Origin of the sequence: Rhizorhabdus wittichii, from assembly GCF_017607425.1 — a bacterium.
GTDB lineage: Bacteria > Pseudomonadota > Alphaproteobacteria > Sphingomonadales > Sphingomonadaceae > Rhizorhabdus > Rhizorhabdus wittichii.
Window position 1 is genome coordinate 430,556 of sequence record NZ_CP059319.1, and the last position, 13,814, is coordinate 444,369.

Sequence of the window (13,814 nt, forward strand, 5' to 3'; positions counted from 1 at the left end):
CATTACGCCCTTGGATCGTTCGATAGGGCGATTCGTGAGAGCCATGCAACATATCGCGCTCGTCGCGTTGACAGCCGTCCGCCCCCCGTCCATCGCGGGGGACCCTGATCCCATGGAGATGGACCGATGATGAACGGACCGGCCGCGCTCACCCTGTCGCTGCTGATGCTGGGCGGGCTGGTGCTCGGGATCGGCGGGCTGTGGATGATCGTCCGCAGGGGCGATCCGAAGCGCGGCTGGCTGATGATCGCCGCCGCCGTGGTGATGTTCGCCAATGTCGCGATCTGGACGATGCCGCTTCGCTGACGGACAGGAGAAAAGGGGGCCGAAACCCCCTTTCCCGGAATCAGCGGTCGCCCGACAGCCGCATGTCGAGATAGTCGTCCACCGACTTCATCAGTTCGGGCATCTCGTCCGCGAAGAAATGGTTCGCGCCCGGGATGGTGTCGTGATGGATGGTGATGTGGCGCTGGGTCCGCAGCTTGTCGACCAGCTTCTGCACCGCGCCGGGCGTCACCACCTCGTCGCTGTCGCCCTGGATGATGATGCCCGAGGAGGGGCAGGGCGCCAGGAAGGTGAAGTCGTACATGTTGGCGGGGGGCGCGATCGAGATGAAGCCCTTGATCTCCGGCCGGCGCATCAGCAGCTGCATGCCGATCCAGGCGCCGAAGCTGAAGCCGGCGATCCACGTCGTCTGCGCCTCGGGGTGGATCGACTGGACCCAGTCGAGCGCCGAGGCGGCGTCGCTCAGCTCGCCGATGCCGTTGTCGAAGGTGCCCTGGCTCTTGCCGACGCCGCGGAAGTTGAAGCGCAGCGTCGCGAAGCCCCGGCGGACGAAGGTCTGGTAGAGCGACTGGACGATGCGGTTGTTCATCGTGCCGCCGCCCTGCGGATGCGGGTGGAGGATCATCGCGACGGGCGCGCGCGGACGCGGCCCGGGGTTGAACCGGCCTTCGAGGCGACCTTCGGGACCAGGGAAAATGACTTCGGGCATCGATATCCTTCGGGACATGCATGGGGCCGGGCGCGCCGGATGGCGCGCCGCCGATCGAGAGCCTATATAGGCTCGGCCCCATCGGGTGCAATCAAATGGAGCATGTCGCCGCTTGGCTACCCCGCGACTCTATCTCGATCATGCCGCGACCACGCCGCTGCATCCGGCGGCGCGCGCGGCGATGGCGCAGGCGCTCGATCGATGGGCCAATCCGTCCTCGCCCCATGCCGAGGGGCGCGCCGCCCGCGCGGCGCTGGAGGAGGCGCGCGCGCGGATCGGCCGGGCGCTGGGCCATGACGGCGCGATCCTCTTCACCAGCGGCGCGACCGAGGCGATCGAGATCGCGCTGCGCCGCGCCAAGGCGGCCGGGCGCTTCGTCTCGGCGGTCGAGCATGACGCGGTGCGCCGCGCGGCCCCCGACGCGGTGGTGCTGCCGGTCGACGGCGACGGGCTGGTCGGGCCGCTGCCCGCTGCGGCGCGCGGGGCGCTGGTCGCGGTCCAGGCGGTCAACAACGAGACCGGGGTGATCCAGCCGCTCGAACGGATCGGCGCGGACGTGCGCGCGGGCGGCGGGCTGCTGCTCGCCGACTGTGCGCAGAGCGGCGCCAAGCTGGCCCTGCCCGATGCCGATTTCACCGCGCTGTCGGCGCACAAGCTGGGCGGCCCGCCGGGGATCGGCGCGCTGCTGGTCCGCGACCTCGCGACGCTCGCCCCGAGCGGCGGGCAGGAGCAGGGCTATCGCGGCGGAACCGAGAACCTGCCCGCCGTGCTGGGCTTCGCGGCGGCGATCGAGGCGGGTTTCGACTGGATCGGGCGGGCGGCGGCATTGCGCGCCCGGCTCGACGCCGTGATCGCGGCAGCCGGCGGCATCGTCGTCGCGGGCGGCTGCGAGCGGCTGCCGACCATCGCCAGCTACCGCATGCCGGGCGTCGCCGCGACGGCGCAGCTCATCCGCTTCGACATGGCCGGGATCGCGGTGTCGGCGGGCAGCGCCTGTTCCTCGGGCAGCCTCAAGCCCAGCCATGTGCTCGCGGCGATGGGCTGGGACGAGGCGAGCGCGCGCGAGGTGGTGCGGATCAGCTTCGGCCGCGACACCAGCGAGGCCGACATCGACCGGGTCGCCGCCGAATGGCGGACGATCGCGACGGCGGCGCGGGCGCGCGCGGCATGATCTACCTCGACTATCAGGCGACCACCCCGCTGGCGCCCGAGGCGCGCGCCGCGATGCTGCCCTTCCTCGACGACAAGTTCGGCAATCCCCATTCGCCGCACCGCATGGGCCGCGAGGCGGCGGCGGCGGTCGAGGTGGCGCGCGGGCAGGTGGCCTCGCTGCTGCCGGAGGGCGGGCGGGTCGCCTTCACCGGCGGCGCGACCGAGGCGCTCAACTGGGCGATCAAGGGCACGCGCGGGCCGATCGTCACCGTCGCGACCGAACATGCCGCCGTCCTCGACAGCGTCCGGGCGGTCGGCCAGGCGGGGCGCGCGGTCCGCATCCTGCCGGTCGATGCCGAGGGGCTGGTCGATCCGGAGCAGGCGCGGGCGGCGATCGCGCCCGGCACCGGGCTCGTCGCCGTCATGCTGGTCAACAACGAGATCGGCGTGATCCAGCCGGTCGAGGCGCTCGCCGCGCTCGCCCATCAGGCGGGCGCGCTGTTCCTGTGCGACGCGGTGCAGGGCTATGGCCGGGTGCCGATTCCGGAAAGCTGCGATCTGGTCGCGATCTCGGCGCACAAGGTCCACGGCCCCAAGGGCATCGGCGCGCTGTGGGTGCGCGACGGGGTGGCGCTCGAACCGCTGCTCCACGGCGGCGGGCAGGAGGCGCCGGGCCGCTCGGGCACGCTGGCGCCGATGCTCTGCGCAGGGTTCGGCGCGGCGGCGGCGCTGATGGTGGCGCGGCGCGAGGCCGATACCGCGCATGTCGAGCGGCTCTGGCTGATCGCGACCCGCCGGCTCGGTCCCGAATGGCGGATCAACGGATCGGTCGAGCGGCGCTGGCGCGGCAATCTCAACCTCCGCCGCGACGGCGTCGACAGCGCGCGGCTGATCTCCGACCTGCGCGAACTCGCCTTCTCGGCGGGCTCGGCCTGCGCCAGCGGATCGGGGCGGCCGAGCCACGTCCTCAAGGCGCTCGGCTTGAGCGACGCGCAGGCGCGCTCGAGCATCCGCCTCGGCTTCGGCCGTTATACGAGCGAGGAGGAGATCGACCGCGCCGCGACGATGATCCTCGACGCCGCCGCCAGACAGCGTATGTGGGCGGCATGACCAGGGTCGTGTTCATCTCCGCCGACGGCGAGCATCGCAGCGAGGTCGAGGCGTCGCCGGGCCAGCATCTGCTCGACGTCGCCCAGGCCGACGGCCAGCCGCTCGAAGGGACCTGCGAGGGGCAGATGGCCTGCTCGACCTGCCACGTCATCGTCGACGCGGCCGATTTCGCCCGGCTGCCGCGCGCGTCGGAGATGGAGGAGGACCTGCTCGACCTCGCCAGCCATGTCACGCGCACCTCGCGGCTCGCCTGCCAGATCGTCCTGACCGACGCGCTCGACGGCCTGACCGTGCGGATGCCGGTCGGCGCGCGGAACATGCAGGGGCGATAGGCCGGACGGGCTGCGGAAAGGCGGTGCCGGCGGCGTCTCGGTCGGACCAGCAAATTCGGCTGGCCGGCAAGATGAGGCGCCCGATGCGAGATCAGGATTTCCCGGCGGACAGCAAGCTTCCCGCCGTCACCCTGGGTTTCTGGATCATCAAGATCCTGGCAACGACCTTGGGGGAGACCGGCGGCGATACGGTCTCGATGACGATGAACCTCGGCTATCTGGCGGGAACCGGGATATTCCTGACCCTCCTGCTCGTCCTGGTCGGCGTGCAGATGGCGGCGCGGCGGTTCGTCCCTTCGCTCTACTGGCTGACGATCATCGCCTCGACCATGGCGGGCACCACCATGGCGGACTTCGCCACCCGCTCCATGGGAATCGGCTATGCGGGAGGCTCGGCGCTGCTGCTGGTCTGCGTGTTGGGCTCGCTGCTGACATGGTATCGCTCGCTCGGCTCGGTCGCGGTCGATCAGGTCCGGGATTCCGGGACGGAGCTGTTCTACTGGATCACCATCACCTTCTCCCAGACGCTGGGAACCGCGCTCGGCGACTGGCTCGCCGATACTGGCGGGCTCGGATATGTCGGCGCGGGGACGATATTCGGCGCGCTGCTCGCCGGCCTGGCGCTCCTCTATCTGTTCACGCCGGCCAGCCGGGTGATGCTGTTCTGGGCGGCCTTCATCCTCACCCGTCCGCTCGGCGCGACGGTGGGGGACTTCCTCGACAAGCCGATCGACCATGGCGGCCTGGATTTCAGCCGGCCGCTGGCCTCCGCCGTGCTGGCGGGCGCGATCGTCCTGCTGATCCTGACGGTCCCGCAGCGCGCGGGCAGTTCCGCGCCCGCGGCCGGTCGGCTGGGCCGATAGCCGGGACGGCTTGCATCCCCGGCGCCGATCCCCCATATGCGCCGCGGGAGTCGGGCGGACGGTGCCGTCGCCAACCCGGTCAGGTCCGGAAGGAAGCAGCCGCAACGATTTCGTATCGGGTCGTTCCGGCTCCCACCCCGAAAATCACCAACGACAATCCGGGCCTGCCTCGGTAAGCTCACCTCATGTCCGAATCCTCGACACCCTATCGCGTCCTCGCGCGCAAATATCGGCCGCAGAATTTCAACGAGCTGATCGGCCAGGACGCGATGGTGACGACCCTCGCCAACGCGATCCGGCGCGGCCGGCTGGCGCATGCCTTCCTGCTGACCGGCGTGCGCGGCGTCGGCAAGACCTCGACCGCGCGGCTGATCGCCAAGGCGCTCAACTGCATCGGGCCGGACGGGCAGGGCGGGCCGACGATCGATCCTTGCGGCGTCTGCGAGCCCTGCGTCGCGATCGCCGAGGGACGGCATATCGACGTGGTCGAGATGGACGCCGCCAGCCACACCAGCATCGACGACGTCCGCGAGATCATCGAGGCGGTGCGCTATGCGTCGGTGTCGGCGCGCTACAAGATCTACATCATCGACGAAGTCCACATGCTGTCGAAGTCGGCCTTCAACGGCCTGCTCAAGACGCTGGAGGAGCCGCCGGCGCATGTGAAATTCCTGTTCGCCACGACCGAGGTGAACAAGGTTCCGATCACCGTCCTGTCGCGCTGCCAGCGCTTCGACCTGCGGCGCATCACCGCCGACAAGCTGGCGGCGCACTTCACCAACGTCGTCGCGGCCGAGGGCGTCGAGGCCGATCCCGAGGCGCTGGCGCTGATCGCGCGGGCGGCCGAAGGCTCGGCGCGCGACGGCCTGTCGATCCTCGACCAGGCGATCGCGCACGGATCGGGCCGGGTCGAGGCGCAGCAGGTTCGCGACATGCTGGGCCTGTCCGATCGTGGCGCGGTCCGCCGCCTGTTCGGCGAGATGCTGAAGGGCGACGCGGCGGCGGTGTTGGCGAGCATCCGGGGGCAATATGACCTCGGCGTCGAGCCGGTGGCGATGCTGCACGGGCTGCTCGAGACCTGCCATGCGATCACCCGCGCCAAGGTGGCCGGGACCGACGATCCCGCGCTGTCGGCCGAGGAGCGCGAGGCCTATGGCGACTGGGCCGGCAAGCTCGGCTTCGCGACGCTCCACCGGCTGTGGCAGCTCCTGCTCAAGGGCCATGGCGAGGTCCAGACCGCCGCCATGCCGATCGAGGCGGCCGAGATGGCGCTGCTCCGCGTCGTCCATGCCAGCCAGCTTCCCGATCCGGGCGAGCTGGCGCGCCGGCTCGCCTCGGGCGACCTGAACCTGCCCGTCCAGCCCGCGCCCGCTCGGCCGCCGGCGGCCGAGCCGCAGGGGGCGCTGATGGCCGCGCCGGCGCCCATTGCCGCTCCTGCGCCTGCGCCCGCCCCGATCGAGACGCCGCCGCCGCTGGCCGCCGTGCCGGCCCCGGCCCCGGTCGTCGCTCCGGTTCCGGTCGCGATCCCCGAGCCCGAGCCGGAACCCGTGCCGCCGTCGCTGCCCGCGACCGGCGAGGCGATCCATGCGCTGCTGCTGCCGGAAAACGCGCTGCTCGCGCAGCTCTTCCACGACTATGCGGCGATCGTCCGGCTGGAAGGCGAGGAACTATTGATCGCGCGCCACCAGCGGCTGCCGCAGAATTTCGCCGGCGACGTCGCCAATATCCTCAAGCGATCCACCGGTCGGACCTGGTCGGTCGCTATGGTCGACGAGGCGGGCGCGCCCTCGCTGCTCGCCCGGATCCGCGCCGAAGAGGACGCGGCGCGCGACGCCATTCTCGAATCCCCGCTGGTCAAGGCCGCTCTGGAAGCCTTTCCGGATGCCGAGCTGATCGACTACAGCGCCCCTGAAAAACGGAGTCTCGCATCATGAAAAGCCTCGAGGAAATGATCGCCGCCGCGCAGAGCGCCGCGCAGACGATCCAGACGCAGATGGAACAGGCCCAGACCGTGCTCGACACGATCGAGGTCGAAGGCGCGGCCGGCGGCGGCCTCGTCAAGATCCGCGCCACCGCCAAGGGCCGCATCCTCGGCGTGGCGATCGACGATTCGCTGATGGAATTGTCCGAGAAGCAGATGCTCGAGGACCTGATCACCGCCGCGATCAACGATTGCCGGACCAAGGCCGACGCCGCCTCCAACGCCGAGATGGCGAAGCTGACCCAGGGGCTGCCGATCCCGCCCGGCTTCAAGATGCCGTTCAGCTGACGCCCGCTTGCGAGGCGTCATCCTGAACTTGTTTCAGGATCCACCAAGCCGCGCATCAAGGCTGTGCGTTCGCAGCGTCGTTCACGAAGCCTGCTGGTTCGCGCCTGCGGGCCGGTGGATGCTGAATCAAGTTCAGCATGACGAAGGGATGGGGGAAGGCACTTCCCCTCAAGTTCACTTCAAACAGCCATCCTGCCCGTAACGCTGCACCTGGCCCATCCGCCGGGCGATCCGGTCGCCGTAGCGGCGGGTGAAGCCGGTCGGGGAGATCGCCTCGCGCTTCTTGGGCAGCGGCAGGACGGCGGCGATGCGCGCCGCCTCGGCGCGGCTGAGGCGCGACGCGTCATGGTGGAAATAGCGCATCGCCCCGGCATTGGCGCCATAGGTGCCGATCCCGGTCTCGGCGATGTTGAGATAGACCTCCATGATCCGCTTCTTCGGCCAGAGCAGTTCGATCAGCACGGTGAACCAGGCTTCGAACGCCTTGCGGACATAGCCGCCATTCTGCCACAGGAACGCGTTCTTCGCGGTCTGCTGGCTGATTGTCGACCCGCCCCTGATCCGCCGGTCGCCCTGGAAATTGCTCTCCATCGCCTTCTGGATCGCCTTGAAGTCGAAGCCGTGGTGCGAGCAGAAATTGCCGTCCTCGGCGGCGATCGCGGCGAGCGCCATGTTGGGCGACATCGTGTCGATCGACATCCAGTCCTTGGCGATGCCGCGTCCGTCGAAGGCGTTGACGATCATCGTCGTGGTGACGGGCGGCGGCACGAAGCGATAGATGCCGACCCAGATCACCGAGCCGATCACGAAGATGATCAGCGCGCGGACGATCCAGCGAAGCGCGCGGCGCGCGAAGGACTCTCTGGCCATGATGGGCCGCTTATCAGCGGTCGGCACGAACGATAAGGCCGTTTTCGCCACGGATCAGGCTGAGCCGCGCTTTTTCGAGCCCGCCCAGGCCGGCTGCCTTCAGCACCTGCGCGGGCTTCACGCGCTTCTTCGACGGCACCCGCTCGATCCATAGCAGCACCGGGCAGCGGCCGGGCGCGGCGGTCGCCGGGCGGTCGCGCGGGATGACGATCGCGGTGAAGCCGTAGCTGCGCGCCAGCCGCTTATAGCCGATCGTGAAGACCGGCTCCTCGCGCCGCGCCGCGCGCGACGCGCTGCCGTCGTCGAGCCGCCAGCCCGACACGGCGAAGACCTGCGTCTGCGGGCAGGCCGCGACGATCCGCGAGATGCGCTTGGCGCCCGATTGCCAGCCGCTGCCGCTGCCGTTCACCGTCGCCGACACCGTCACCGACAGGATGGCGACGCCCGCCAGCGCGTTCATCCACATCCGGCGGTCGGCGATCTTGGCGCCCGCCGTCGCCATCAGCGCGGTGACCAGCACCGCGACGTCGCTGCTGTTGCTGAAGGTGATCAGCCGGCGTTGCGCGTCGATCTGCATGATCGCGACCAGCGCCGCGACCAGCGCCGCGCCGATGATGATCGCGAAGCCGGTATCGCCCCGGCTCCATTGCTCGCGACCGAGATAGCCGCCGGCCAGCGCGATCGGATTGTGCAGGATGGTGCCGAACAGCAGCGCGGCGATGATGGCGCCCGCCGAGCCGTAGCTCATCTCGATCCAGTTCTGGTACAGGTCGAAATTCGCCGCCCATGCGCCGGCCTGCCAGGAGATCATGGCGATGACCGTCGCCACCGCCAGCGCCACCGTGATCAGCAGCGATCGCGCCCAGCGGCGCAGCCCGCGCGCGATGGCCGCGAGGATCGTCGCCATCGCGACGATGCCGCCGAACAGCGCGCCGCCATAGTCGATCGTGATCGCGGCGAAGGTGGCGGGCAGGGCGAACAGCGCCAGCACGGCGTCGGTCTTGCGGCGATAGTCCTTCTGGACGAACAGGACATGGCGGACGAGGAGGATCTGGATCGCGAAGGCCGCGAGCTGCCAGAAATCGCCGCGATAGACACCGAAGGCGCGGACCGCGGCCGGCGTCGACAGGACCAGCAGCAGGAAGATGGCGAAGAAGGGGGCCTCGTCGGGCAGCCGCCTGGAGAAAGCGCGGACGGCGAGGACGAGCAGGACGACCGCCGGCAGCGAGGAGATGAGTCGGGCCAGCGGGATCGAGTCGATCCCCACCATGTGCAGCAGCGTCGCCCAGGCGTCGAAGACCGGGGGGCGGATATCCAGGATCCACCGCTCCTCGACCAGCTTCGCCAGCCCGCGCGTCGAATCCGACAGATAGATCGTCCAATGGTCGTCGAGCGTCGGCCCCCCGAGCAGCGCCGCCGCCGCCAGGGCCGTGACGATGATCGCCAGCGCCACGGCCACGGCCGCATCGCCGGCACGGCGCCCCCCGCCTGCCTTCATGTCCCCCATCATGGCGCCATCCTAGCACGAAAAACAACGCTGTCAGTGGATCACGTCACAGAGTAGGAATTCGTCATGTTCGCGCGGTTCCTGGGATGGCTTGCGATGGCGCTGCCGGCGGCGGGCGCGGCGGCGGAGATGCGCGATTATTGCCCCGACCGGCCGGGGCTGGGCACGCCGGCCTGCACGATCGACCGGGGCCATGTCTCGGTCGAGGTCGGGCTGGCCGACTGGACGCTCGACCGCCAGGCCGGCGAGCGCGACGACAGGCTGCTGCTCGGCGACCTGCTCGTCCGCTACGGAATCGGCGACCGCACCGAGGTCCAGTTCGGCTGGACGAGTTTCGGGCGGGAGCATGACCGCGATCGTTCCGCCGGCCTGCGGCTGCGCGAGAGCGGGGTCGGCGACGTGACGGTCGCGCTCCGCCACAACCTGCTCCACCCGGACGGATCGGCGCTGTCGGTTGCGCTGATGCCCTTCGCGACGTTGCCGGTGGGCCGCGAACCGATCGGCGCGGGCGACTGGGGCGCCGGCTTCCGGCTGCCCGTCTCCTACGAGATCGACGAGACCTTCGCGCTCGAATGGGTGCCCGAGGTCGATGCGGCGGTCGATTCGGACGGGAAGGGGCGGCACCTCGCTTATGGCACGGTCGCCGGGGTCGCCGCGAAGCTGGGCCCGACGCTGTCCGCGACGCTCGAATATCAGTTCACCCGCGATCGCGACCCGTCGGGCCATGAGAGCCAGCAGCTCGGCGGCCTGTCGCTGGCCTGGCAGCCGCGCGACGACCTCCAGTTCGACATCGGCGCCAATGGCGGGCTCGACCGCCATGCGCCCGACGTCGAGCTCTATGTCGGCGTGTCGCGGCGGTTTTGAGTTTTTCCCCGTCATTCCAGCGAAAGCTGAAATCTCCCTGCCTTCCTGCGCGGATGACCGGGGAGAGGAAAGGGAGATCCTGGCTTTCGCCAGGATGACGTGGAGAGGGGAGTGCCGCCGGACACTCCCCAGGATCACATCGCCGGCAGCAGGCGCTTCTCGCCGGCGATCCGCATCATCGCCTTTTGCAGCTTGTCGAAGGCGCGAACCTCGATCTGGCGGACGCGCTCGCGGCTGACGCCATAGACCTGGCTCAGCTCCTCGAGCGTCTTGGGCTCGTCGACCAGGCGCCGCTCGACCAGGATATGCTTCTCGCGATCGTTGAGCGCGGCCAGCGCCTCGTTGAGCATGTTGTGGCGGACCGACTTCTCCTCGACCTCGGCCAGCCGCTCGTCCTGGAGCGGGCCCTGGTCGACCAGCATGTCCTGCCACTCGCCTTCGCCGTCCTCGTTCATCGAGACATTGAGCGACGCGTCGCCGCCCATCGACATGCGGCGGTTCATGCTCGTCACCTCTTCCTCGGACACGCCGAGGTCGGTGGCGATCTTCTTGAGGTCCTCGGGCTTGAGGTCGCCGTCCTCGAAGGCTTCGAGCTGCGACTTCATCCGCCGCAGGTTGAAGAACAGCTTCTTCTGCGCCGCGGTAGTGCCCATCTTCACCAGGCTCCACGACCGCAGGATATATTCCTGGATCGACGCCTTGATCCACCACATCGCATAGGTGGCGAGACGGAAGCCCCGGTCGGGCTCGAATTTCTTCACGCCCTGCATCAGGCCGATATTGCCTTCGGAGATCAGCTCGCTGGCCGGCAGGCCATAGCCGCGATAGCCCATCGCGATCTTCGCGACGAGACGCAGGTGCGAGGTGACGAGGCGGGTCGCCGCCTCGGGATCGCCATGCTCCTGGAAGCGCTTGGCGAGCATATATTCCTCTTCCGCCGTCAGCAGCGGAAACTTCCGGATCTCGGCCAGATAGCGGTTGAGGCTCTGCTCCCCGCCCAGCGCGGGGATCGTGGCGGGCACGTTCTTTCCGCTTGCCATGATCAACTTACTCCCTCGTCGGCGCGCCGGCATGGTGCGCCGCAACCTTGTGTGTGTCGATAGGGGAGAATCACTCCCGTACCGTTCTGTAACATCTATAGCACCCTTACACGCAGTTCGCTGAACAAATCCTGCATATCCTGCGGAATTTCGCTATCGAAAGATAAAGCCGCGCTTGTCACCGGATGGACGAAGCCCAGCCGGGCCGCGTGCAGCGCCTGGCGATGGAATTTCAAACGGTTGAGCAACTCGCGATGTTCCGGCCGGCTGCGCCCGTAAACCGGGTCGCCGAGCAGCGGATGGCCGAGCGAGGCCATGTGGACGCGCACCTGGTGGGTGCGACCCGTCTCCAGCCGGCATTCGACCAGCGCGGCGCGGCGCAGCGGCTCGATCACGCTGTAATGGGTGACGGCGCGCTTGCCGCGCCCGTCGGCGACGATCGCGATCTTCTTGCGGTCGGCGGTCGAGCGCGCGAGCGGCGCGTCGACCGTCCCGGCGGCGAGGCGCGGCGTTCCCGCCACGATCGCCCGGTAGCGCCGGTCGATGCTGTGCCGGGCGAACTGCGCCGCCAGCCCGACATGGGCCGGATCGGTCTTGGCGGCGACCATCAGCCCCGACGTGTCCTTGTCGATGCGGTGGACGATGCCGGGCCGTTCGACCCCGCCGATCCCGGACAGGCTACCCCGGCAATGGTGGAGCAGCGCGTTGACCAGCGTCCCGTCGGGATTGCCGGCCGCCGGATGGACGACCAGCCCGGCGGGCTTGTCGATGACGATCAGATGTTCGTCCTCATAGGCGACGACGAGCGGGATATCCTGCGCCGCGTTGTGCGCGGGGGCGGGATCGGGGACGACCACCGCGAAGCACGCGCCGGGCGCGACCTTCATCGCCGGATCGCGGGCGAGCGCGCCGTCGGCGTGGCTGACCTGGCCAGAGGAGATCAGCGCCTTCAGCCGCTCGCGCGACAATGTCGGCAGCGCCGCGGCCAACGCCCGGTCGAGCCGCCAGCCCTCGGCATCCTGCGGCACCACGGCATGCAATGTCGATTTCCCCCCGGTCATCCTGTAGCGATGTGGCGATGGAACTACGGATATCAAGGGCGGCGCTCGACGAAATCCTGTCGTCGGCGGCGGCGAGCCCCGATGCCGAGATTTGCGGCCTGCTGCTCGGGCAGACGAAGGGGCGGGGCGCCATCGTCGCCGCGCTGCGCCCCTGCGCCAACGTCGCCGCCGATCCGCGCGACAGCTTCGAGGTCGATCCCGCCGCGCTGATCGCCGCGCACCGCGCGGCACGCGCCGGCGGTCCCGCGCTGGTCGGCCATTATCATTCGCATCCCGGCGGCTCCCCGGTTCCCTCGGCGCGCGACGCGGCGGCGGCGGAGCCGGGCAGCTACTGGATCATCGCCGGCAGCGGCGTGCTGTGCGCCTGGTATGCGGACGGCCGCCCGGCGGACGGAAAGGGGCGTTTCCGGGCCGTGACGATCGTCGAGGCCGACAATCGCTGATTGCGCAACCGGCCCCCGCTTGCCAAAAGACCCGACCTGTCTGCCCTCTGAGGAAGTGTCCATGGTCAATCGTTCGGCCGATTTCGCGAGCCTGCTCTGTTCGCGGTTGTGCCACGACCTTCTGTCGCCGGTGGGAGCGCTCAACAACGGCATCGAGCTGCTCGCCGACGAGACCGACCCGGAGATGCGCGAACGCTGCATGGAGCTGCTGGCCGAAAGCGCCCAGACCACCGCGAACCGGCTCAAATTCTACCGTCTGGCCTTCGGCGCGGCGGGCGGCTTCGGCGAGCGGGTCGACACCCGCGAGGCGCGCGAGGCGATCGAGGGATTGCATGGCAACGGCAAGGTCCGGCTCGGCTGGATGGTCGATGCCCCGACGCTGCCCAAGCCGGCGATCAAGACCCTGCTCAACCTCGCGCTGATCGCGGGCGACGCGCTGGTCCGCGGCGGCCAGCTCGACATCGCCGCGGAAGGCGGCGAGGTGGTGATCCGCGCCGAGGGGCCCCGCGTCGTGCTCGATCCCGAGCTGCGCAACGCCCTGCTCGGCCATGCCGATCCCGACCTGGTCTCGCCGCGCGCCGCCGCCGCCTGGCTGGTCCATATCCTGGTCAGCGAACAGGGCGGCGCGGTGCAGGTCTCGCAACCCGAGGACGGCCTGCTGATGATCGGCGCGACGCTGCCGGCCTGACCGGGAAAGGAGATGGCGGGGACGACCCTGTGCCATCTACTTATTGTCCGTGGCGGCGCTCATCGTCGATCGTCCGCCGCCATGGACAGCGACTTCGCCCTGACACGATCCTTGAATCGCCTGATCGCGGCGCTGAACGACACGATCGGCGCCTGCGAGGCGATCGCGCGCGATGCTCGCCGCTTCCCCCTCTACGCCAAATATGAGCGTGAGGTGCTGCTGCGCCAGGACGTCGTTCGCCGGCTGAGGCACAAGGTCGGCCATCTCGGCGGCGAGCCGCGCCGTCGCGGCACGCTGCGCGGCTGGCTCAAGCGGATGCGCATCCGCCTGCTCGGCATCGGCCTGACCAACGAGCGCTTCGTCGTCCGCCTGTTCGAGCGCGAGGAGCGCCATCTCGCCGCCTGCCTGCGCGCCCTCGTCGCGGAGGAGCGGTTGCCGCCGGCCTTCCGGCGCGAACTGGCCAAGCTGCTGCTCGGCCTCAACGAGGCGTTCTGCCGGCGCGAACTGCACCGCTTCGGGCCCCGGAGCGCCTGGGCCGACCGTACCGTCGTGGGCCGCTGAGCAGGTCGTAAACCCGGCCTTAACCCTGTTGGGGCATGACCCGAGCCGACAACCGGTTCG

Annotated in this window: 16 protein-coding genes and 1 other RNA gene; 12 read left to right on the plus strand and 5 right to left on the minus strand. The window is 69.6% G+C overall.

Translation table 11 applies throughout. The features are described from left to right. The first annotated feature begins 126 nt into the window (after positions 1-126). Positions 127-306 carry a hypothetical protein gene (locus tag HRJ34_RS02070; protein ID WP_011950902.1) on the plus strand — a complete coding sequence of 60 codons (180 nt, stop codon included), beginning with the start codon at positions 127-129 and terminating at the stop codon, positions 304-306. Between the two features lie 40 nt (positions 307-346). Here the strand turns inward: HRJ34_RS02070 and HRJ34_RS02075 are convergent, their stop codons facing one another. Next, positions 347-994: an alpha/beta hydrolase gene (locus HRJ34_RS02075; protein ID WP_011950903.1), complete on the minus strand. Its 648-nt coding sequence runs from the start codon at positions 992-994 to the stop codon at positions 347-349. A 112-nt stretch (positions 995-1,106) separates the two neighbouring features. On the opposite strand from HRJ34_RS02075, the gene HRJ34_RS02080 reads away from it, so the two are divergent. The 7 genes from HRJ34_RS02080 to HRJ34_RS02110 all read left to right on the plus strand — a co-directional run bounded on the left by HRJ34_RS02080 (position 1,107) and on the right by HRJ34_RS02110 (position 6,720). Further along, on the plus strand, positions 1,107-2,165 hold the full coding sequence (locus HRJ34_RS02080; protein ID WP_208633208.1) for a cysteine desulfurase family protein: 1,059 nt from the start codon (positions 1,107-1,109) through the stop codon (positions 2,163-2,165). Further along, positions 2,123-3,256 (plus strand): cysteine desulfurase family protein, encoded by a 1,134-nt coding sequence (locus HRJ34_RS02085; RefSeq protein ID WP_404947162.1) that lies wholly within the window; start codon positions 2,123-2,125, stop codon positions 3,254-3,256. The genes HRJ34_RS02080 and HRJ34_RS02085 overlap by 43 nt, the downstream gene beginning before the upstream one ends. Then, complete coding sequence (locus tag HRJ34_RS02090) at positions 3,253-3,588, plus strand: 2Fe-2S iron-sulfur cluster-binding protein (RefSeq protein ID WP_011950906.1); 336 nt, start codon at positions 3,253-3,255, stop codon at positions 3,586-3,588. Before HRJ34_RS02085 ends, HRJ34_RS02090 begins: the two co-directional genes overlap by 4 nt. Before the next feature lie 83 nt (positions 3,589-3,671). Continuing rightward, positions 3,672-4,451, plus strand: a complete 780-nt coding sequence (locus HRJ34_RS02095) for a COG4705 family protein (RefSeq protein ID WP_011950907.1) — start codon at positions 3,672-3,674, stop codon at positions 4,449-4,451. A 42-nt stretch (positions 4,452-4,493) separates the two neighbouring features. Beyond that, an RNA gene (gene ffs, locus HRJ34_RS02100) (signal recognition particle sRNA small type) lies at positions 4,494-4,591 on the plus strand. A 45-nt stretch (positions 4,592-4,636) separates the two neighbouring features. After that, a complete protein-coding gene (locus HRJ34_RS02105; RefSeq protein WP_208633209.1) occupies positions 4,637-6,385 on the plus strand; it encodes a DNA polymerase III subunit gamma/tau in 1,749 nt (582 codons plus the stop codon). Beyond that, positions 6,382-6,720: a YbaB/EbfC family nucleoid-associated protein gene (locus tag HRJ34_RS02110; protein WP_011950909.1), complete on the plus strand. Its 339-nt coding sequence runs from the start codon at positions 6,382-6,384 to the stop codon at positions 6,718-6,720. The genes HRJ34_RS02105 and HRJ34_RS02110 overlap by 4 nt, the downstream gene beginning before the upstream one ends. 174 nt (positions 6,721-6,894) lie before the next feature. Here HRJ34_RS02110 and mtgA read toward each other — a convergent pair whose 3' ends face one another. Both mtgA and HRJ34_RS02120 read right to left on the minus strand, forming a co-directional pair. Next, a complete protein-coding gene (gene mtgA / locus HRJ34_RS02115) occupies positions 6,895-7,590 on the minus strand; it encodes a monofunctional biosynthetic peptidoglycan transglycosylase (protein ID WP_029991829.1) in 696 nt (231 codons plus the stop codon). A gap of 13 nt (positions 7,591-7,603) precedes the next feature. Next, a complete protein-coding gene (locus tag HRJ34_RS02120; protein ID WP_208633210.1) occupies positions 7,604-9,100 on the minus strand; it encodes a hypothetical protein in 1,497 nt (498 codons plus the stop codon). A gap of 63 nt (positions 9,101-9,163) precedes the next feature. On the opposite strand from HRJ34_RS02120, the gene HRJ34_RS02125 reads away from it, so the two are divergent. Beyond that, the gene (locus HRJ34_RS02125; protein ID WP_011950912.1) at positions 9,164-9,961 is read left to right on the plus strand and encodes a transporter; all 798 of its coding nucleotides are present in this window, start codon (positions 9,164-9,166) and stop codon (positions 9,959-9,961) included. A 134-nt stretch (positions 9,962-10,095) separates the two neighbouring features. Here HRJ34_RS02125 and rpoH read toward each other — a convergent pair whose 3' ends face one another. Then, on the minus strand, positions 10,096-11,001 hold the full coding sequence (gene rpoH / locus HRJ34_RS02130) for an RNA polymerase sigma factor RpoH (RefSeq protein ID WP_011950913.1): 906 nt from the start codon (positions 10,999-11,001) through the stop codon (positions 10,096-10,098). A 95-nt stretch (positions 11,002-11,096) separates the two neighbouring features. Further along, positions 11,097-12,062, minus strand: a complete 966-nt coding sequence (locus tag HRJ34_RS02135) for an RluA family pseudouridine synthase (RefSeq protein WP_208633211.1) — start codon at positions 12,060-12,062, stop codon at positions 11,097-11,099. A gap of 17 nt (positions 12,063-12,079) precedes the next feature. On the opposite strand from HRJ34_RS02135, the gene HRJ34_RS02140 reads away from it, so the two are divergent. From HRJ34_RS02140 to HRJ34_RS02150, 3 genes are all read left to right on the plus strand, one after another. Beyond that, on the plus strand, positions 12,080-12,505 hold the full coding sequence (locus HRJ34_RS02140; protein WP_208633212.1) for a Mov34/MPN/PAD-1 family protein: 426 nt from the start codon (positions 12,080-12,082) through the stop codon (positions 12,503-12,505). Between the two features lie 61 nt (positions 12,506-12,566). Beyond that, the gene (locus HRJ34_RS02145) at positions 12,567-13,193 is read left to right on the plus strand and encodes a histidine phosphotransferase family protein (protein WP_011950916.1); all 627 of its coding nucleotides are present in this window, start codon (positions 12,567-12,569) and stop codon (positions 13,191-13,193) included. A gap of 111 nt (positions 13,194-13,304) precedes the next feature. Beyond that, positions 13,305-13,754 (plus strand): PA2169 family four-helix-bundle protein, encoded by a 450-nt coding sequence (locus HRJ34_RS02150; protein WP_264319418.1) that lies wholly within the window; start codon positions 13,305-13,307, stop codon positions 13,752-13,754. Positions 13,755-13,814: the final 60 nt, after the last annotated feature.